The organism is Sulfitobacter faviae (assembly GCF_029870955.1).
In the GTDB taxonomy this organism is placed as follows: domain Bacteria; phylum Pseudomonadota; class Alphaproteobacteria; order Rhodobacterales; family Rhodobacteraceae; genus Sulfitobacter; species Sulfitobacter faviae.
In genome coordinates this window covers 2,557,071-2,575,400 of record NZ_PGFQ01000001.1, presented here as the reverse complement: position 1 = coordinate 2,575,400, position 18,330 = coordinate 2,557,071, and the positions used below count along the sequence as shown (strand labels likewise).

Annotated in this window: 16 protein-coding genes and 2 pseudogenes; 7 read left to right on the top strand and 11 right to left on the bottom strand. The window is 65.0% G+C overall.

The features are described from left to right. Nucleotide 1 precedes the first annotated feature (1 nt). The 4 genes from CUR85_RS13205 to CUR85_RS13190 are packed head-to-tail and all read right to left on the bottom strand — an operon-like array spanning nucleotide 2 to nucleotide 2,800. Nucleotides 2-718 (bottom strand): flavodoxin family protein, encoded by a 717-nt coding sequence (locus CUR85_RS13205; protein WP_067263392.1) that lies wholly within the window; start codon nucleotides 716-718, stop codon nucleotides 2-4. Continuing rightward, the gene (locus CUR85_RS13200; RefSeq protein WP_067263390.1) at nucleotides 711-1,112 is read right to left on the bottom strand and encodes a DUF1622 domain-containing protein; all 402 of its coding nucleotides are present in this window, start codon (nucleotides 1,110-1,112) and stop codon (nucleotides 711-713) included. Before CUR85_RS13200 ends, CUR85_RS13205 begins: the two co-directional genes overlap by 8 nt. A gap of 42 nt (nucleotides 1,113-1,154) precedes the next feature. After that, nucleotides 1,155-1,640, bottom strand: a complete 486-nt coding sequence (locus tag CUR85_RS13195) for a lysozyme inhibitor LprI family protein (protein ID WP_067263387.1) — start codon at nucleotides 1,638-1,640, stop codon at nucleotides 1,155-1,157. Next, the gene (locus CUR85_RS13190) at nucleotides 1,640-2,800 is read right to left on the bottom strand and encodes an isovaleryl-CoA dehydrogenase (RefSeq protein WP_067263370.1); all 1,161 of its coding nucleotides are present in this window, start codon (nucleotides 2,798-2,800) and stop codon (nucleotides 1,640-1,642) included. The genes CUR85_RS13195 and CUR85_RS13190 overlap by 1 nt, the downstream gene beginning before the upstream one ends. A gap of 143 nt (nucleotides 2,801-2,943) precedes the next feature. On the opposite strand from CUR85_RS13190, the gene CUR85_RS13185 reads away from it, so the two are divergent. Further along, nucleotides 2,944-3,420, top strand: coding sequence for a pyridoxamine 5'-phosphate oxidase family protein (locus tag CUR85_RS13185; protein WP_067263367.1), 477 nt, complete (start codon nucleotides 2,944-2,946; stop codon nucleotides 3,418-3,420). A gap of 2 nt (nucleotides 3,421-3,422) precedes the next feature. Here CUR85_RS13185 and CUR85_RS13180 read toward each other — a convergent pair whose 3' ends face one another. Next, the gene (locus CUR85_RS13180) at nucleotides 3,423-4,616 is read right to left on the bottom strand and encodes a DegT/DnrJ/EryC1/StrS family aminotransferase (protein ID WP_067263366.1); all 1,194 of its coding nucleotides are present in this window, start codon (nucleotides 4,614-4,616) and stop codon (nucleotides 3,423-3,425) included. Beyond that, on the bottom strand, nucleotides 4,616-5,290 hold the full coding sequence (locus CUR85_RS13175) for an HAD-IIIA family hydrolase (protein WP_067263363.1): 675 nt from the start codon (nucleotides 5,288-5,290) through the stop codon (nucleotides 4,616-4,618). Before CUR85_RS13175 ends, CUR85_RS13180 begins: the two co-directional genes overlap by 1 nt. Before the next feature lie 138 nt (nucleotides 5,291-5,428). On the opposite strand from CUR85_RS13175, the gene glmU reads away from it, so the two are divergent. From glmU to CUR85_RS13160, 3 genes and pseudogenes are all read left to right on the top strand, one after another. Then, nucleotides 5,429-6,781, top strand: coding sequence for a bifunctional UDP-N-acetylglucosamine diphosphorylase/glucosamine-1-phosphate N-acetyltransferase GlmU (glmU, locus tag CUR85_RS13170; RefSeq protein ID WP_067263360.1), 1,353 nt, complete (start codon nucleotides 5,429-5,431; stop codon nucleotides 6,779-6,781). 2 nt (nucleotides 6,782-6,783) lie between these two features. Continuing rightward, nucleotides 6,784-8,603, top strand: a pseudogene (glmS, locus tag CUR85_RS13165) (glutamine--fructose-6-phosphate transaminase (isomerizing)). Next, entirely contained in the window at nucleotides 8,600-9,298 is a 699-nt protein-coding gene (locus tag CUR85_RS13160) for a DNA alkylation repair protein (RefSeq protein WP_067263356.1), read from the top strand. Before glmS ends, CUR85_RS13160 begins: the two are co-directional and overlap by 4 nt. 3 nt (nucleotides 9,299-9,301) lie before the next feature. Here the strand turns inward: CUR85_RS13160 and CUR85_RS13155 are convergent, their stop codons facing one another. Beyond that, nucleotides 9,302-9,817: a hypothetical protein gene (locus CUR85_RS13155; RefSeq protein ID WP_067263354.1), complete on the bottom strand. Its 516-nt coding sequence runs from the start codon at nucleotides 9,815-9,817 to the stop codon at nucleotides 9,302-9,304. A gap of 85 nt (nucleotides 9,818-9,902) precedes the next feature. Here CUR85_RS13155 and moaA point away from each other — a divergent pair. The 3 genes and pseudogenes from moaA (at nucleotide 9,903) to CUR85_RS13140 (ending at nucleotide 13,240) form a co-directional block, all read left to right on the top strand. Further along, a pseudogene (moaA, locus tag CUR85_RS13150) lies at nucleotides 9,903-10,908 on the top strand (GTP 3',8-cyclase MoaA). Nucleotides 10,909-10,918: 10 nt separating this feature from the next. Then, nucleotides 10,919-12,166: a 3-deoxy-D-manno-octulosonic acid transferase gene (locus CUR85_RS13145; RefSeq protein WP_343245452.1), complete on the top strand. Its 1,248-nt coding sequence runs from the start codon at nucleotides 10,919-10,921 to the stop codon at nucleotides 12,164-12,166. A 30-nt stretch (nucleotides 12,167-12,196) separates the two neighbouring features. Continuing rightward, the gene (locus CUR85_RS13140; protein WP_067263346.1) at nucleotides 12,197-13,240 is read left to right on the top strand and encodes a glycosyltransferase family 4 protein; all 1,044 of its coding nucleotides are present in this window, start codon (nucleotides 12,197-12,199) and stop codon (nucleotides 13,238-13,240) included. 61 nt (nucleotides 13,241-13,301) lie between these two features. Here the strand turns inward: CUR85_RS13140 and CUR85_RS13135 are convergent, their stop codons facing one another. From CUR85_RS13135 to argE, 4 genes are all read right to left on the bottom strand, one after another. Next, a complete protein-coding gene (locus CUR85_RS13135) occupies nucleotides 13,302-14,465 on the bottom strand; it encodes a M20 aminoacylase family protein (RefSeq protein ID WP_067263343.1) in 1,164 nt (387 codons plus the stop codon). Nucleotides 14,466-14,533: 68 nt separating this feature from the next. Next, complete coding sequence (locus CUR85_RS13130) at nucleotides 14,534-15,700, bottom strand: M20 aminoacylase family protein (RefSeq protein WP_067263341.1); 1,167 nt, start codon at nucleotides 15,698-15,700, stop codon at nucleotides 14,534-14,536. A gap of 22 nt (nucleotides 15,701-15,722) precedes the next feature. Beyond that, on the bottom strand, nucleotides 15,723-17,069 hold the full coding sequence (locus CUR85_RS13125) for an NAD(P)/FAD-dependent oxidoreductase (RefSeq protein ID WP_067263338.1): 1,347 nt from the start codon (nucleotides 17,067-17,069) through the stop codon (nucleotides 15,723-15,725). Between the two features lie 95 nt (nucleotides 17,070-17,164). After that, nucleotides 17,165-18,328 carry an acetylornithine deacetylase gene (argE, locus tag CUR85_RS13120; protein ID WP_067263336.1) on the bottom strand — a complete coding sequence of 388 codons (1,164 nt, stop codon included), beginning with the start codon at nucleotides 18,326-18,328 and terminating at the stop codon, nucleotides 17,165-17,167. Between the last annotated feature and the right edge of the window lie 2 nt (nucleotides 18,329-18,330).

Below are 18,330 nucleotides of genomic sequence, written 5' to 3'. Positions count from 1 at the left end.
ATCAGCTTCGGTACTCCGGATTTTCGAAATCGAACCGCGCGCCCGCGTCCCAGGCGTTGCGGTCGTTGCCCTCACGCGGGTAGCCGCCCGCGTGTTTCAGCATCCGTGCCAGATGCAAGGCGTTCCATGTCATGATCGTGGTGTTGCGCTGCGTGAACTCGTTATCGAAACCCGCGCGCTTGCCGTCCACCTCATCGCCGTAAGACGGCCCCGGCCCGGCCTCGCCAATCCAGCCACAATCGGCCTGCGGCGGGATCGTGTAGCCAAGATGGTTCATCGCGAAACCGGTGGTCATGGCGACATGTTTGATACCGTCCTCGTTGCCCGTCACCACGGTACCGCCGACCTTGCCGTAGAAGACCGACTGGCCCTTGTCGTTGAGCTCGCCCGACATCGCATAGAGCCGCTCGATCAGCACGCGGCAGGTGCTGCTTTCCTCGCCCAGCCACAAAGGCGTACCGATGATCAGAATGTCGGCGGCCAGCACCTTTTGCCAGATCGCGGGCCAGTCGTCGCGGTCCCAGCCGTGTTCGGTCATGTCAGGATAGACGCCGGGTGGCACTTGGTAATCCAGCAAGTAGAGATGTTCGACACCCACGCCCTGCGCCTCCATGATGCCCGCGCTGGCGTTCATCAAGAGCTGGGTGTGGCTGTCGCCCGGGGTCTTCTTGAGCGAGCAGTTGACGTAGAGCGCATTGAGATCGGAATAATCAGTCACGGCCAAGTTCCTTCTTCAGTTGCTCCAGTTCCCGGTCAAGGAAGTAGGAGGTGATGGAGCGGATGATGACCAGCATCAGAAGGAAGAGCAGGTCCGCAAACCGCAGGCTGATGGCGGTGTGGATCACGTCCGAGACGATGAAAAGCTCCAGCCCGGCAAGGATGTAGCGCCCCAGTTCGATCCGCTCGCGGTTGGTGCGGCGGACGCGCTCTGGCCCCTTCTGGGCGATCTCGGCGATCGTCACCCCGGTCAGGAAACGTGCCGCCCCGATCAGCAGCAGAATGATGGCGGCAATGTCGATGACCGCGGCGAGGATCTCGAAACCCTCGATCAGCCAAGGCAGAAAATGGTGCATCACACCGCCTTCTGTCTCCAGTTCTATCAGGTTTTCCATCCTGATCCCTCCGTCCTGTTTGGCCGACACAGCGAGACGCGGTTAATAGGCCGCCCCCAAACGCAGCGCCTGTTCCCCCGTCATCTGCATCAGGCAGGCCAAGGTTGCAGGTCCGCCGCCTGTGCCACCGCCCCATTGGCTGCGTTCATAATCGCAGGCGGCATCGCGGAAGGTAATCCACGCGCGCTGCATGTCACGCAGCGCCTCGGCCTGCGAAGGCAGTTGCGGTTGGTAGAGGGCATTCTCCTCATCGGCGGATTTCGCCTGCACCATGCGGGCGCGGTAATTCTCGTTCAGCAGGCCATCCCAAAAGGTCAACTCAGCATCGCGACACCCGCCCATGCCGACGGTCGAATAGCCGCCCGGCCCCTCCATGCAGAGGTTGGCCGACAGGCCAATGCAGGCGCGCTGGTCGGTGAACTCCTCGGCCCCGGCCAGACAGTCCGCCGTGGCGGCATCGGAATAGGTGATGTCCTGCGCGGATACCGGCCCCGCCAAAAACGCGCAGCCCAGCAGGAGGGCGCGCATCACATCGCCCCCATCATCTCACGGCCCACCAACATACGGCGGATCTCGGAGGTGCCCGCACCGATCTCCATCAGCTTGGCATCGCGGAAGATGCGGCCCACCGGGTTATCGGAAAGGTAGCCCGCGCCGCCCATCGCCTGCACCGCCTGATGCGCCTGCACCATGGCTTGCTCAGAGGCATAGAGGCAGCAGGCCGCCGCGTCCTGACGGGTCACGTCGCCGCGGTCACAGGCCTGCGCCACGCTGTAGACATAGGCCCGCGCCGAGTTCATCGCGGTGTACATATCCGCCATCTTGCCCTGCATCAGTTGGAAATCCCCGATGCGCTGGCCGAACTGCTTGCGCTCGGCCATGTAGGGCATGATCTCGTCCAGACAGGCGGCCATGATGCCGAGGCCGATGCCCGCCAGCACGACGCGCTCGTAATCGAGGCCCGACATCAGCACGCGCACGCCCTTGCCCTCTTCGCCGAGGATGTTCTCGAAGGGCACTTCGCAGTCCTCGAAGATCAACTCGGCGGTGTTGGAGCCGCGCATGCCGAGCTTGTCGAAATGCTTGGAGGTCGAGAACCCCTTCATCGACTTCTCGATCAGGAAGGCGGTGATGCCTTTGGAGCCGGCCTCGGGGTCGGTCTTGGCATAGACCACCAGCGTCTCGGCGTCGGGGCCGTTGGTGATCCAATACTTGTTGCCGTTCAGACGGAAGTGGTCGTTCCGCTTCTCGGCATGCAGCTTCATGCTGACCACGTCACTGCCCGCGCCCACTTCGGACATGGCCAACGCACCGACATGCTCGCCCGAGCAGAGCTTGGGCAGGAACTGCGCCTTTTGCTCCGGGGTGCCGTTCAACTTGATCTGGTTCACGCAGAGGTTGGAATGCGCCCCGTAGGAGAGCGAGACCGAAGCCGAGGCCCGGGCAATCTCTTCCACCGCGACGGTATGGGCGACATAGCCCAGCCCCGAGCCGCCGAACTCTTCCTCGACGGTCATGCCCAGCAGGCCCAACTCGCCCATTTCCTGCCAAAGCTCGGCGGGGAATTCGTTCTTGCTGTCGATCTCGGCGGCCATCGGCTTGATGCGCTCCTGCGCCCAGCGGTGCACCATCTCCCGCATGGCCGCGACGTCTTCTCCCAGATCAAACTGCATACTTGCGTTGAACACGGCTTCTCCCCCGATTTATTGAACGCTTGTTCATTACCTACCGCCCCGCCCGCTTTGCGTCAAGCGGCGCGATGTGGAACCGCCCCGCGCCGCGGCGGGTTGGCCCTGCGACCAAGCGAACACTACAACAAAGCGAGATGCAAATGAGCGATGATCTGAAGAAAGAGTTCTGGGACCGTCTGGACGACACCCGCGCCGGGATGCTGATGACCAAGACCGCCCGCGCGATCCCGATGACCCATTACATCGACGAAGACGACCGCGCCGCCGTGCTGTGGTTCATCACCGCCAAAGGCACCGATCTGGCGCAATCCGCCGAAGGACGCGCCGCCGCTGAATACCTGATCGCCAGCAAGGACGAATCCCTCTGGGCGCGGATCGACGGCCATGTTTCCGCCGTGACCAACCCGACTGAGTTGGACAAGATTTGGAACGCCATCGCGGGCGCATGGTTCGAGGACGGCAAGCAAGACCCGGATGTGCAGCTGATCCGCTTTGACCTCACCGAAGCCGAGGTTTGGGCGACCGATGGTGGGTTCAAGTTCCTCTATGAGATCGGCAAGGCGCAGATGACCGGCCAAAATCCCGACATGGGCAAACACGGCACCATCCGTTTCTAAGCCTAGCCCCCCTGAAAAACGGCGCTGACCTCGGCCCGGATGATCCGCGCGATCAAGGCGCAATCCTCCAGCGAAAAGGTCAGCGGCACGCGCATGTCGATCAACCCCGCCAGCACCGCATCGCTGGCGGGCATTTTTTCAGCCCGCGCATAGCGCCATGTGTCGTAACGGCTGGTGAAACCCATAGGCTCGGCCCTGCCGAACCATTTCAACTCCACCCCGCGCGCAGCGCAGCGCGCCAGCACCGCCTCGACATCCTCTGCCGACCAACCTTTCAACAGGAATTGGATTGACGACCCGACGATGCCCTCCGCCTCGAGCCGGTCGATGACCGTGAGCCCCGGCGTGTCGCGCAACCCCGCCTCAATCACCCGATAACGCTCATTCCAGCGGACCACCTGTTCCGGCAGCCGCCGCAACTGCGGGCGCAGGACCGCAGCGCGCAGGTTGTCCATCCGGCCCGAAATATTAGGCGTTTCATAGCGGATCGTCTCAAAAGCCTCCGGCCCCGGCGCGGCGGTGTGGCGGTCATAGAGCATGTAAGACCCTGACAGCATGATCGCCCGCGCCGCAACCTCGGCATCATCGGTTATCAGCAACCCGCCCTCGCCCGCGTTCACATGTTTATAGGTCTGGCAGGAATAACACCCCAGTTTCCCCTGCGTGCCCGAGGGCTTGCCGTTCCACGCCGCCCCCATCGTATGGGCGCAATCTTCGATCACCGTGATGCCGCGCGCATCGCAAAGCGCCATCAGAGCGTCCATGTCCACCAGATGGCCGCGCATATGGCTGAGCAGCAGCACATCGGCCTGATCCGCCTTGGCGGCGAGATCGTCGAGGTCGATCACCAAGCGTTCAGTCACGTCGACAAAAACCGGAACCGCGCCGAGCGAGGCAATCGCCCCCGGCACCGGGGCGAGTGTGAAGGCATTGGTCAGCACCCGGTCGCCCGGTTTCACCCCCACTGCGCGCAGGGCCGTGGCCATGGCATAGCCGCCCGAGGCCACGGCGAGGCAGTATTTCGCCCCCGTCATCGCGGCGAATTCCTGCTCCAGCAGGGCAACCTCGGCCACCTCCCCCGGGGCTGTGTTATAGCGGTGCAACCGGCCGTGGCGCATCACCGCCACCGCCGCCTCGATCGCATCTTCGGGGATCGGCTCTTGCTGCGTGAAACTACCGGTAAACCGCTCGGCCATCAGGCGGCTTTGCCGATTAAACGTTCGATGACCTCCGGCAGGTCGGCGAAATCGTCCAACAGCGCTTCGGGCTCCAGCGCGGCCATGTCTTCGCCCGAGGGGCCGAAGGTCACCAGCACGCAAGGAACCCCTGCGGCTTTGGCGGTTTTGCGGTCGGTGTCGCTGTCGCCAATCAACACGCATTGCGCCGGATCGCCCCCGGCACGGCGGGCGGTTTCGAACAGGTGTTCGGGGTCAGGTTTGCGCACGGCCAGCGTATCGGCCCCCAGCATCGCACCGAATGCGTCCCGCACGCCAAGACGGGTCAGCAGCAACTCCGCCAAAGCCTCGGGTTTGTTGGTGCAGATCGCCACGCGGTAGCCCGCGGCTTTGAGCGCGGCCACAGCCTCCATCGCGCCGGGGTACATGATGGTATGGGTATCGATGTCCCGCCCATAGGCTTCGAGCAGCATCGGGTAATAGTGGTCGATCATCGCCGCATCATCGGCACGGCCCAGCTTTTGCATCCCCAAGGTCAGCATCGCCCGCCCGCCGCGCAGCGCGGTGCCCGCATCCTCGGCATGGACCAGCACATCGCCCTCGCCCATGTCACGGAAACAGGCATTGGCAGCGGCGATCAAATCGCCCGAGGTATCGGCCAAGGTGCCGTCGAGATCGAAAACCACTGTCTTCACTGGATACTCCTTGGGCGGAACCCCGCCTTGCAAAATGGCATCGTGTTGCAGTCCGCAACCTAGTTTGATGGGCCGCAACCTTGCGCCTTTGTGCGAAGCGCGTAAAGAGAATGCAAGCTGAAGGACAAAGAGATTTACATGGAAACTGCATTGATCATCCTCGCCGCGGGCAAGGGGACACGGATGAACTCGGACCTGCCAAAGGTGCTGCACCGCGTGGCCTCCGCCCCGATGCTGGAACACGCCATGGCCGCGGGCGCCATGCTCGGCCCGCGCCATACGGTCGTGGTGGCCGGGCACGGCGCTGATCAAGTCCGCGCCGCCGCCACGCTTTTTGACGAAGACGCGCAGGTCGTCGAACAGACCGAGCAATTGGGCACGGCCCATGCTGTGGCACAGGCCCGCCCGGCATTGGATGGGTTCGAGGGCATGGCGCTGGTGCTTTACGGTGACACGCCCTTCGTCCAGCCCGAGACGCTTGAGAAGATGCAGGAAGCGCTGGCGACACATGATGTGGTGGTTCTGGGGTTCGAGGCCGCCGATCCCGCCCGCTATGGCCGTTTGGTGATGCAGGGCGACGCCTTGGAGCGGATCGTCGAATTCAAAGACGCAACCCCCGAAGAACGCGCTATTACTCTGTGCAACTCCGGCGTGGTGGCCTGCAAATCCAAACTGCTCTTCGATCTGATCGACAAGGTCGGCAACGACAACGCCTCGGAAGAATACTACCTCACCGATATCATCGGCATCGCCCGCGCCGAGGGCCGCAGCGCCACGGTCGTTACCTGCGACGAGGCCGAGACCATGGGCGTCAACTCCCGCGCCGATCTGGCGAGGGCCGAGGCCGCGTTCCAATCCCGCGCCCGCGATCTGTTGATGGAAGACGGCGTGACCTTGGTCGCCCCCGAAACCGTCTTCCTGTCGCGCGACACTTTCATCGGGCGCGATACGGTGGTGGAGCCGAATGTCGTCTTCGGCCCGAATGTCACCGTGGAATCCGGCAGCACCATCCGCGCCTTCTCGCATCTCGAAGGGTGCCATGTCTCACGCGGCGGGGTGGTTGGCCCCTACGCCCGGCTGCGCCCCGGCGCGGAACTGGCCGAAGACGTGCGCATCGGCAATTTCGTCGAGGTGAAGAATGCGCAGATCGCCGAAGGGGCCAAGGTCAACCACCTGAGCTACATCGGCGACGCCACCGTCGGCGCGCGCAGCAACATCGGCGCGGGCACGATCACCTGCAATTATGACGGGGTGATGAAACATCACACCACCATCGGCGCGGGCGCCTTCATCGGGTCGAACACCATGCTCGTGGCCCCGGTGACCATTGGCGAGGGTGCGATGACCGGCTCGGGCTCGGTCATCACCTCGGACGTAGAACCCGAGGCGCTGGCCCTCTCGCGCGCCCCGCAAGTTGAGAAACCCGGGATGGCGCGAAAAATGTTCGAAATTTTAAAGGCCAAGAAGGCAAAATTGCAGAGAGGCAGCTAATTATGTGTGGAATTGTCGGGGTGCTCGGCACCCATGAAGTCGCGCCGATCTTGGTCGAAGCGCTGAAACGGCTGGAATATCGCGGCTATGACAGCGCGGGAATCGCGACCCTGAACGAAGGCAAGCTTGAGCGGCGTCGCGCCTTGGGCAAGCTGGTAAATCTCTCGGACGCGCTGGTGCATGAGCCGCTGGCGGGGAAGTCAGGCATCGGCCACACCCGCTGGGCCACCCATGGCGCGCCGAGCGTCACCAATGCCCACCCGCATCAGGCGGGACCAGTGGCCGTGGTGCATAACGGGATCATCGAAAACTTCCGCGAGTTGCGGGCCGAACTGGCCGAACATGGCGCGCAATTCGTGTCCGAGACCGATACCGAGACCGTCGCCCTCCTGACCCAGCATCACATGGCGCAGGGCGCAGGCCCGGTAGAGGCCGCCAAACAGACGCTTGCCCGCCTCGAAGGCGCTTTTGCGCTGGCTTTTCTCTTTGACGGGCACGACGACCTGATGATCGCGGCGCGCAAAGGCTCGCCCTTGGCCATCGGCTATGGCGAGGGTGAGATGTATGTGGGCAGCGACGCCATCGCGCTTGCCCCGCTGACCCACCAGATTGCCTACCTCGAAGAAGGGGATTGCGCCGTCATCACCCGGACCTCGGTGGAGATCACCGACCGCAACGGGGCGCTTGCCAACCGCGCGATCAAATCCGTGCAAATCGACAATACCCGAATCGACAAGGCGGGGCACAAACACTTCATGGCCAAGGAAATCGCCGAGCAACCCGGCGTGATCGGCGCGGCCATCGGCCACTACCTCACCCCGAGGGTGAGATCAACATCAGCGCGCAGGACATTGATTTCACGCAGTTTGACCGGATCCTCATGGTCGCCTGCGGCACGGCCTCCTACGCCTGTTTCACCGCGAAATACTGGTTTGAGCAGATCGCCCGCCTGCCGGTCGAGATCGATGTCGCCTCGGAATTCCGCTACCGTGAACCGCCGATCCCGCCCCGGACTCTGGCGGTCTTCGTCAGCCAATCGGGTGAGACCGCCGACACGCTGGCCGCCCTGCGCTATTGCGAGGGCAAGGCCGCGCGCATCCTTTCGGTCGTCAACGTGCCGGAAAGCTCCATCGCCCGCGAAAGCGATCTGGCGCTGCCGATTTACGCCGGGGTCGAAGTCGGCGTGGCCTCGACCAAAGCCTTCACCTGCCAGTTGGTCGTCCTCTTCGCGCTGGTGCTCAAAGCCGCGCGGGACCGCGAGGTGATCAGCGCAGACACCTTCGCCGATCACATCTCAGCCCTGCGCGGGCTGCCCGCGACTATCAGCACCGCGCTTGAACAAAACGACGCGATGCAAGAGGCCGCGCTCAAGCTTTCCCATGCCCGCGACGTGCTGTTCCTTGGCCGGGGCCAGATGTACCCCCTCGCCCTTGAAGGCGCGTTGAAACTCAAGGAAATCAGCTACATCCACGCCGAAGCTTATGCATCGGGTGAGCTGAAACACGGCCCCATCGCGCTGGTAGATGAGCATGTGCCGGTGGTCGTCATGGCCCCGCGCGACGCGCTATTCGACAAGACCGTCAGCAACATGCAAGAGGTCATGGCGCGCAAGGGCAAGGTGATCTTGATCTCCGATGCCAAAGGTCAAGCCGAGGCCAATGACGGCGTCTGGTTCAGCATCGAGATGCCCCCGGTGCCGGATGCGCTGGCGCCGATCCTCTATGCGGTTCCGGCGCAATTGCTGGCCTATCACACCGCCGTGGCGAAGGGCACGGATGTGGACCAGCCGCGCAATTTGGCGAAATCGGTGACGGTGGAATGACCCCCGAAACCGCATTGGAAGAGCTCGAAGCGCAGGCCAACCCGGCCCGCGCGGAAGAGATGCGCGCCTATCACAAGGCCGATCGGCGCTATCTCGGCCTGACCAACCCACAGATCGCGGCGCTTGCGCAAACGTGGCGGGCGGCGCTGGATGTCGAAGGCCGTGTCGCCCTCGCCGATGGGCTGTGGCAGTCCGACATTTTCGAGGCGCGTGTGGCAGCAGCCAAATTGCTGACCCAAGCGCGGCTGCGCCCCGATGATCAGGCCGGTTGGGCGTTGATCGCAAGCTGGACCGCGGATTTCGACAGTTGGGCGATTGCCGATCATGCCAGCATGGCGGCGCAGAAACGTCTGGTGGCCGACCCCACCCGCTTGGACGAGGTGGAAGATTGGGTCGCCTCGGATCACCTTTGGACGCGGCGCGCGGCGCTCGTCTCTACCCTGCCATGGACCAAACAGAACAATCCTAAGCCTGAGGAACTGACCGCCCGCGACCGTATCCTCGGCTGGGCCGCGACGATGGTGCCGGATCACCGCTGGTTCATTCAAAAATCCATCGGCTGGTGGCTGCGCGACCTGTCAAAGCACGACGCTGGCCGCACCCGCGCCTTCATCGCCGCCCATGGGGAGGCGATGAAACCTTTTGCGGTGAAAGAAGCCCTGCGCCTGCTGAAAAAAGCAGAGGGCGCAGGCTGATCCTTAGCCTTCGGTCGAGACCTCGACCGTTGTGAGGTCGGTCAGCGACGCGCCGATCAAACGCAAGGCGGGCAGCGACATGCGGCTGCCTGCGGTTGCGGGCCCCTCCAGCGGGATCAGCGTCACCGCGGCGGATTTGCCCGTCGCGGGGTTGGTCACCCGCCCCGGCTGTTCGGCGTCGACCAGAGGTGTTTTCAACCACAGCCCCGGCTCCGTCGCGCTGCCCAAGCTGACCACGGTCGACCCCAAAGCGGCACCGGCGCTGGCGGGCGCGCGGGTGGCCGCTTCGCGCTCTGCCGCCGTGGTGGTATCCAGCGCCTCGGCGCTGCTGCCTGCGGTGGCGATGGGAGAGGCGGCGGGCGGCGCTGCGCTCGGAGTTGCAACCTCAGCCGTGGCATCGACCGATGCGGATGCGGGTGCAGGCTCAGACTGGCTGGCATCCATGCCGAGGCGTTCCGGCAGGTTGCTGCAACCGGCGGTGGCGACGGCGATGAAAAGCGGTAAGATTATACGTGTCATCCGCGCAGCCTATCCGCGCCCTGCCCCCTTATCAATCGCCCAAATGGCGCTTGCCCCGGGTTGGGCGGGGCATTACCTATGAGGCATGACAGCACCCCTCATTGACCCTTTCATGCGCGCGATCACCTATCTGCGCGTCTCCGTCACCGACCGCTGCGATTTTCGCTGCGTCTACTGCATGTCGGAGAACATGACCTTCCTGCCCAAGAAGGAATTGCTGACGCTGGAGGAATTGGACCGCCTGTGCAGCAATTTCATCGACCTCGGCGTCGAGAAGCTGCGCATCACCGGGGGCGAGCCGCTGGTCCGGCGCGGCATCATGACCTTCTTCGACGGCATGAAACGGCATCTCGACAGCGGCAAGCTGAAGGAGCTGACGCTGACCACCAACGGCAGCCAGTTGGAGCGTTTCGCCGACGATCTCTATGCCGCTGGGGTGCGCCGGGTGAATGTCTCCCTCGATACGCTGGACGAGCAGAAATTTGCGGATATCACCCGCTGGGGCCGCCTGCCGCAGGTGCTGCGCGGGATCGACGCGGCGCAGCGGGCGGGGTTGAAGATCAAGATCAACGCCGTGGCGCTCAAGGGCTTCAACGAGCCGGAATTGCTGCATATCACCGAATGGTGCGCCGCGCGGGGCATAGATCTTACGTGGATCGAGGTCATGCCGATGGGCGATCTGGGCAACGAGGATCGCTTCGGCCAATACTGGTCGCTGCGCGACGTGCGCGCGCGATACGCCGAGCATTACACCGTCACCGATCTGGCCGAGCGCACGGGGGCCCCGCGCGCTATGTGCGGCTGGAAGAGACCGGGCAGAAGATCGGCTTCATCACCCCGCTGAGCCATAACTTCTGCGAAAGCTGTAATCGCGTGCGGGTCACCTGCACCGGCGAGATTTTCATGTGTCTGGGCCAAGAAGACGTGGCCGACCTGCGCAAGCCTCTGCGCGACCACCCGGACACGGACCTGCCGTTGCAAGAGGCCATTCGCGCGGCCATCGACCGCAAGCCCAAGGGCATGATTTCGACTATTCGCGGCAGCGTGTCGACGGGCAGATGCCCCGCCACATGAGCCACACGGGCGGCTGAACCTTTGGCTGTGCCGTTTCTCTACCGGGCATGGGTCGCGGCGAGCCGTGTGATCTTGCCCGTGGCCGGGCGGCGCTCCATGGCCAAACTGCGCCGCGCCGAGGTCACACCGGAACGCGCGCGCGAAAAGCTGGGCCATGCCAGCCATCCCCGCCCCGAGGGGCAGTTGATCTGGTTTCACGCAGCCTCCGTTGGGGAGAGCCTGTCGGTTCTGGCGCTGATCGACCGGATGGGGCACGCCCTGCCGCAGGCGCATTTCCTCATCACCTCCGGCACCGCCACCTCGGCCCGTTTGGTGGGCAGCCGCCTGCCCCCGCGCACACGGCATCAGTTCGCCCCGCTCGACGCTCCCGGCCCGCTGAAACGTTTCCTTGACCATTGGCGCCCCGATGCGGCGCTCTTCGTGGAAAGCGAGCTTTGGCCGCAGATGCTGCGGCGGACCCATGCGCGGGGCACGGCGATGGCGCTGATCAACGCCCGCCTCTCGCAACGCTCAATCGAAAGCTGGCAGAAACGGCCCGCGCTGGCGGGGTTCCTCTTTGGCGTGTTCGACCTGATCCTGACGCAGAATGACGCGATGGCCCGGGCCATGACCACGATCAACGCCCCGGCTAACCGGGTCACGCCGGGGATCAACCTCAAGTCCATGGCGGGCCCCCTGCCACAGGATGAGGAGACCATCGCCGAGGCGCGGGAGGCCTTGGAGGGCCGCCCTGTCTGGATCGCCTCATCAACCCACCCGGGCGAGGAGAAAGCGGTGTTAGAGGCGCATCGCCAACTGCTGGAGCGCATCCCCGAGCTGTGCTTGATCCTTGTCCCCCGCCACCCCGAGCGCGGTGACGAGGTCGCCGGTCTCATCGCCAGCTACGGTCTGACGCATGGGCGTCGAACACGGGGCGACATGCCGCGCGAACAGGTCTATCTGGCCGACACTCTGGGTGAGTTGGGCACATGGTACGCGCTATCCGACATCGTCTTTCTGGGCGGGTCGCTGCACCCGATCGGGGGCACAATCCCTATGAGGTCGCGCAGGCCGGGGCGATGGTGCTCTCGGGCACCCATGTCGCCAATTTTGCCGAGACCTATGCCGAGATGGAAGCCGCAGGTGCAGCGCGGCTCGTCGCCGGCACGCAGGACTTGGCGGACCGTGTGGGGGATCTGCTGCGCAACGACATCGCTCGCGCCTCCGGGGTGGCGGCGGCCAAGGCCTATGCCGCAGGGCAGACCGACAAGCTCGACAGTATTGCCGAGCGGCTGATCACGGCCCTGCACCTGCGAGGGGACAGCGATGCCTGAGCTTTTCGTCACCAACTACAACCGTAATTTCACCGGGGTCTCGGCCACGGCGGCCAATGTGATCCGGCAACAGGTCGACCGGCATGACTTGACGCTGGTGGGCCAGCCCCTGCCCGGCTGTCCGGTGCCGCTGACCCGCGTCGCGGCGGGGCGGATCACCCGCAAGCATCCCCCCCAAGACCGCCCCTTCGCCATTTGGCATGTGCGCCGCAACACGGAAATGCGCAGCGCGCTTTGGCTGCGCGATGTGCGTGGCGCAAATATCCGGATCGTCTTTACCTCTGCCGCGCAGCGGCTGCATTCGGCCTATCCGCGTTGGTTGATCCGGCAGATGGACGCGGTAATCGCTACGACCGAACGCGCGGCGGAGTTTGTGCCCCATGTCCGCGCCGTGGTGCCGCATGGGGTGGACACCGATGTCTTTTCCCCCGCCACCAACCGGGCGAACGCTTGGGAGCAGTTGGGCTTTGGCGGTACCTATGGCATCGCCACCGTGGGGCGCATCCGGCCTGAGAAAGGCACCGACCTTTTCGTCGAGGCCATGCTGCGCCTGCTGCCCCAACGCCCCGGCGCGGTGGCGCTGGTGATTGGCCGGGCGGGCGGCAAACATGAGGCGTTTTCGAACAAGCTCAAGGCGCAGGTCGAGGCCGCGGGCCTTGCCAACCGGCTGCTTTTCATCGGCGAATACCCCGCTGCCGACCTGCCGAAACTGATGCGCGCCCTGTCGCTGGTGGTGCAACTGCCGCGCTACGAGGGCTATGGCATGGTCCCGCTCGAAGCGCTGGCCTCAGGCGTGCCTTTCGTGGGCAGCGATGCGGGCTATTACGGCGCTTTCTCGAACGGGGGCCGCGTGGGCAAGGTCGTGCCATTGGGTGCGGCAGAGGCTGCGGCCCAAGCCGCGCTCTCCTTGCTAGAGCGCGAGGATCAAGCCGCCCTCTCCGAGGCCGCGCGCCACTGGGCTGAACAGCGTTTCAGCGCCCGGGCCGAGGCTGATGGGATCGAAGCCGTCTACAACGCGCTTTGGGAGCGCGGCTAGCCCCCAAAGCAAAACGCGCCCCCCCAAGGGAGGCGCGCTCTAGGCATTACCGATGGTAAGATCAGGCCGCGGGCATCCGCTGTTCGACGATGCCTGCCCACCAGCTACAACCCGCCGGAATGGCTTCGTCGTTGAAGTTATACTCCGGGTGGTGCACCGCCGCCGTGTCGCCGTTGCCGACGAGGATATAGGCGCCCGGGCGCTCCTCCAGCATGAAGGCAAAGTCTTCGCCCCCCATCACCAGCGGCGCTTCCTCGCATTGGCCGGAAATCGAGCGCGCCACGTCGGCAGCAAACTCGGTCTGCTCCTCGTGGTTCACCATGACCGGATAGCCGCGATGGTAGGTCACATCGGCGCTGCCGCCGAAGGTGCCTGCGATGCCGTTGCAGATCTCGTTGATGCGCTTTTCGGCCAGTTCCCGCATCTCGGCGGACATGGTGCGCACGGTGCCTTTGATCTGCACCTTCTGCGGGATCACGTTGAAGGCTTTCGAGGAGGTCTCGAAAGAAGTGACGGAGACCACGATCTGCTCCACCGGGTCGGCGTTGCGCGCGGTGATGGTCTGCAGCGCCAGCACGGCCTGCGCCGACATGACGGTGGTATCGACGGTCTCATGCGGCTTGGCAGCATGGCCGCCGCGGCCTTCGAAGGTGATGTCGAACTGGTCGGTGGCGGCGAAGAACGAGCCTGCGCGGATGCCGAAGGAGCCCGTGGGCATGCCCGGCCAGTTGTGCATGCCGTAGACTTCTTGGATGCCCCAACGCTCCATCATGCCGTCTTCGCACATCTCGCGACCGCCGCCGCCGCCCTCTTCGGCGGGCTGGAAGATCACCACAACGGTGCCGTCGAAGTTGCGGGTCTCGGCGAGGTATTGCGCTGCACCGAGCAGCATGGCGGTGTGGCCGTCATGGCCGCAGGCATGCATCGCGCCATCGGTCTTGGAGGCATAGTCCAGCCCGGTCTGTTCGTGGATCGGCAGCGCGTCCATGTCGGCGCGCAACCCGATGACCTTGCCCGAGCCGGTCTCCTTACCCTTGATCACGCCGACGACACCGGTGCGGCCGATGCCCTCGACCACCTCGTCGCAGCCGAAGCTGCGGAGCTTCTCGGCCACGGTGGCCGAGGTGCGATGGGTCTCGAACAGGATCTCGGGGTTCTCATGCAGGTCGCGGCGCCATGCGGTAATGTCGTCATGCAGCTCGGCAAATCGGTTCTTAACGGGCATTTAGGAAGTATCCTCCGGAGTTGGGTTGGGCGCTGATTTTCATGCAGTCGCATTTATCTGCGACATGCTTACGCCCTTGCCAGCCGGTCCTCAACCACCTGCGCGAACCATGAGCAGCCCGCCGGGATCGCGGCGTCGTCAAAGTCATATTCCGGGTGATGGACCGTCGCCCCTTCCCCGTTGCCGATCATAATATAGGCACCCGGTCGCGCATTGAGCATATAGGAAAAATCCTCTCCGGCCATGATCGGCGGGGTGTCGCGATCGGTGCCGGGGGTGACCTTATCGGCGGCCTCGGCGGCAAAGCGGGTTTGATCGGCATGGTTGCGGGTGACCGGGTAACCGCGCTGGTAGTCGATCTCGGCCCGGCATTGATGTGCCTCCGCCGTCAGGCGTGTGAGGTCGTGCAGCCGACGCTCGGCCAAATCCTGAACCTCCGGATCCAGCGTGCGCACCGTCCCGCGCAGAAGCACCTGATGCGGCAGGACGTTGTGGCTGTCGGTGTCGCTGCGCAGGGTGCAGACCGAGACGACGACCTGTTTCAGCGGATCGGTGTTGCGGCTGGCGATGGATTGCAGCGCGATCATCACATGGGCGGCGGCGAGGTTCGTGTCCACCGCCTCATGCGGGGCCGCGGCATGGCCGCCTTGGCCCGTCAGCGTGATGGCAAACTCGTCGGCCGCGGCCAGCAGCGCGCCTTCGCGGATCGCGAATTGCCCCGTGGGGTGGCCGGGCATGTTGTGCATGCCGTAGACCTCATCGATGCCCCAGCGGTCCATCAGCCCCTCCTGCACCATGACATTGCCGCCACCGCCGCCCTCCTCGGCGGGTTGGAAGATCAGCACCACGCGCCCGTCGAAATTGCGCGTCTCGGCGAGGTATTGCGCCGCCCCCAGCAGCATCGCCGTATGGCCGTCATGGCCGCAGGCATGCATCTTGCCGGGGTGTTTCGAGGCGTGCGGCAGCCCCGTCGCCTCGGTGATCGGCAGCGCGTCCATGTCCGCCCGCAGGCCGATGGTGCGGCCCGAGCTGTTGCTCTGCCCTTCGATCACCGCGACCACGCCGGTCTGGGCGATACCGGTGGTGATGTCGGTGATGCCGAAGCTGCGCAGCTTCTCCTCGACGAAGCGCGAGGTCTCGGGCAGGTCGAACATCAGCTCCGGGTGCTGGTGCAGATGACGTCGCCAGGCGGTGATCTCGGCGTGGGTCTCGGCGAAGCGGTTCTTGATCGGCATGGAATGTCCTTTTCCAATAATCTCAGAGCGTCGGGCCGAGGCGAATGGCACTGCCATCGCTGAACCGGTCGGCGCGGAATCTGCCCAGATCATGGCCCGGCGCGTCGCCCATGACCAGAGCCGAGAGCACCCGCCCCATGGCCGGCCCGATGCCGAAGCCGTGGCCCGACATGCCAGTGCCGATGACGAGGCCGGGGATCTGCGCGCAGGTGTCCACCACCGGCACGATATCGGGCATGGTGTCGATCATCCCGGCCCATAAGGCGCGGGCGGTGATGGGCGGCAGATCGGGATAAAGCGCGGCAAAACGTTTGCGCGCCCGGCGCAGGGCGCGGTGGTCCGGCATGGGGTCGAGGATGCGCATCGCCTCAAAGGGGCTGTGCGCGTCAGCCGCCCAGTTGCGCGGCGTGCGCCAGGCATCGGGAAAGCCGCGCGGGGCTGCGGCGCGCAGACGCTGACCCAAGGGGTTTTGGCGCAGTTGCGGCAGGTAGTGCCGCAGGGCGCGGAAGGCATCGGGGCCGACATAGAGATCGGGCCGCCCGCCGGGGGCGAGCGTATAGCCGCCACCGGCGCGGCGGCGGAAGGCTAGCCCCGCCTCGGCGGCGGCCCCGGCGTGAACCTCGGGCAGCACATTGGTGGCCAGCACGCTCTCGCGCACCGAAAGCTGCGGCAGGCTGACGCCATGGGCGCGCAGGAACAGCGCCGACCACGCCCCGCCCGCCAGCACGACCGAGGAACAGCGGATCGCGCCCGCCTCGCTCACCACGCCCGCCACGCGACCGGCGGCGAGGTCGAGGCGGCGCACCGCGCAATTCTCGATGATCTTCACACCCTCGCGCGCCGCCAGCGCCGCCAGAGCAGGCACAGCGACCCAAGGCTCTGCGCGCATGTCCGAGGGGGTGGTGAGCGCCCCGGCATAGGTTCCGGCCAGCCCCGGGAAAGCCTTGGCAACTTCGCCCGCGTCCATCAACCGGCTGTCGACGCCATGGGTCTTGGCATGGGGCAGCCAGTCGGCATAGCCCTGCATCTTGGCTTCGGTCCCCGCCAGATAGGTGCCGCCGGTCTGATGCAAGCCGATGTCGCGGTCGAGTTCAGGCGCCAGCTCACGCCAAAGCCGCGCGGCCTCGACCATGATCGGCAATTCGTCCGGGTCGCGCCCCTGTTGGCGGATCCAGCCCCAGTTGCGGCTGGATTGCTCCGCGGCGATGCGGCCCTTTTCCAAGAGCGTCACCTGTTTGCCTGCGCGGGCCAGAAACAAGGCGGTGCAGACGCCGATCACCCCGCCGCCGATGACGACGACCTCGCTCTCGCGCGGCGGGGTGCGCGGGTAGCTGGCGGGGGTGGCAAGGGTGATAGGAAAGGCGGACATGCGGACCCCGGTGGCTGACGCCGCGCGGCTGCACCGGGCGGCCGTGGAAAGGACTGGCCCCGCGCGGGGCCAGCCACAGGTCTGTCAGGGATGGCTCAGCCCTGCAAGCGGATCAGCAGACGGCGCATGAAGTCGTGACCGGCCTCGAATTGCGCGACCTTGATGAACTCGTTGGGCTGATGCGCCTGTGCGATGTCGCCGGGCCCGCAGATCACGGCGGAATAGCCCGCCTCTTGGAACTGCCCGGCCTCGGTGCCGTAGCTGACTTTGTGGCTGGCGTTGTCGCCGGTGATCTGGCGCACGATCTGCTCGGCCTCGCCGTCCTTCTCGGGCTGGAGCGCGGGCACGTCGAAGCGTGTCGAGGTCTCGATATAGGTCTCGGGCACCACGTCCTGCATCTGCTTTTCGACCTCGCGCACCTTCTTGAGGTAGGCGGTGCCCCATTTGTCCTTGTCCTCGCCGGGGACGACGCGAAAATCCATCGCGAACTTGCAGTCCTTGGCGGTGATATTGTGGGCCGTGCCGCCCTCGATCACGCCGACATGGGCGGTGGTGAAAGGCGGGTCGAACATCGCCGCCGTCTCGGTCGGCTTGGCGGCCATGTTGTCGCTGTTCACGTCATTGGCCCATTCGATGAGCTTCGCGCCCGCCATGATCGCATTGACCCCAGTGTGCAGCAGCGAGGAATGCACCTCGAAGCCCACCAGATGGGTGTTGAATCCGATACCCCCCTTGTGGCCGGTCACCGCCTGCATGGTCGAGGGCTCGCCCACGATCACCGCCGAGCCCTTGGGCACCACGCCCTGCATCGCCTGGATCATCGGCGGCGCGCCGGTGCAGCCGATCTCCTCGTCGAAGCTGAGCGCGATCTGCAGCGGGCGATTGACTTCTGCATAATGCGCCTCGACCAGCGCCCAGATCGCCAACGCGTCGAAGCCCTTCATGTCGCAGGTGCCGCGGCCGTAGTAGCGGCCGTCCTTCTCGGTCACGGTAAATGGATCGGTGTCCCAAGCCTGACCGTCGACCGGCACCACATCCGTGTGACCGGAAAGGACCACGGCCCCCTCCTCCCACGGGCCCGCATGGGCAAAAAGCGCGTGTTTTGGCTGCTCGGGATCGATGTAGCGGTGGCTCTCGATCCCGTGCGAGGCGAGGTAGTCGGCCACCCAGTCGATCAGCGGGATATTGGTGTCGCGCGACACGGTGGGAAAGCTGATGAGCTTGGTCATCAACTCGAGCGGGGTCAGGCGTTCGGTCATGG

What these genes read in the sequence shown, in the direction of transcription:
- CUR85_RS13200 (WP_067263390.1), bottom strand. Translation starts at nt 1,112, where the DNA reads ATGGAAAACCTGATAGAACTGGAGACAGAAGGCGGTGTGATGCACCAT.
- CUR85_RS13195 (WP_067263387.1), bottom strand. Translation starts at nt 1,640, where the DNA reads ATGCGCGCCCTCCTGCTGGGCTGCGCGTTTTTGGCGGGGCCGGTATCC.
- CUR85_RS13185 (WP_067263367.1), top strand. Translation starts at nt 2,944, where the DNA reads ATGAGCGATGATCTGAAGAAAGAGTTCTGGGACCGTCTGGACGACACC.
- CUR85_RS13180 (WP_067263366.1), bottom strand. Translation starts at nt 4,616, where the DNA reads ATGGCCGAGCGGTTTACCGGTAGTTTCACGCAGCAAGAGCCGATCCCC.
- glmU (WP_067263360.1), top strand. Translation starts at nt 5,429, where the DNA reads ATGGAAACTGCATTGATCATCCTCGCCGCGGGCAAGGGGACACGGATG.
- CUR85_RS13160 (WP_067263356.1), top strand. Translation starts at nt 8,600, where the DNA reads ATGACCCCCGAAACCGCATTGGAAGAGCTCGAAGCGCAGGCCAACCCG.
- CUR85_RS13155 (WP_067263354.1), bottom strand. Translation starts at nt 9,817, where the DNA reads ATGACACGTATAATCTTACCGCTTTTCATCGCCGTCGCCACCGCCGGT.
- CUR85_RS13140 (WP_067263346.1), top strand. Translation starts at nt 12,197, where the DNA reads ATGCCTGAGCTTTTCGTCACCAACTACAACCGTAATTTCACCGGGGTC.
- CUR85_RS13135 (WP_067263343.1), bottom strand. Translation starts at nt 14,465, where the DNA reads ATGCCCGTTAAGAACCGATTTGCCGAGCTGCATGACGACATTACCGCA.
- CUR85_RS13130 (WP_067263341.1), bottom strand. Translation starts at nt 15,700, where the DNA reads ATGCCGATCAAGAACCGCTTCGCCGAGACCCACGCCGAGATCACCGCC.
- CUR85_RS13125 (WP_067263338.1), bottom strand. Translation starts at nt 17,069, where the DNA reads ATGTCCGCCTTTCCTATCACCCTTGCCACCCCCGCCAGCTACCCGCGC.
- argE (WP_067263336.1), bottom strand. Translation starts at nt 18,328, where the DNA reads ATGACCGAACGCCTGACCCCGCTCGAGTTGATGACCAAGCTCATCAGC.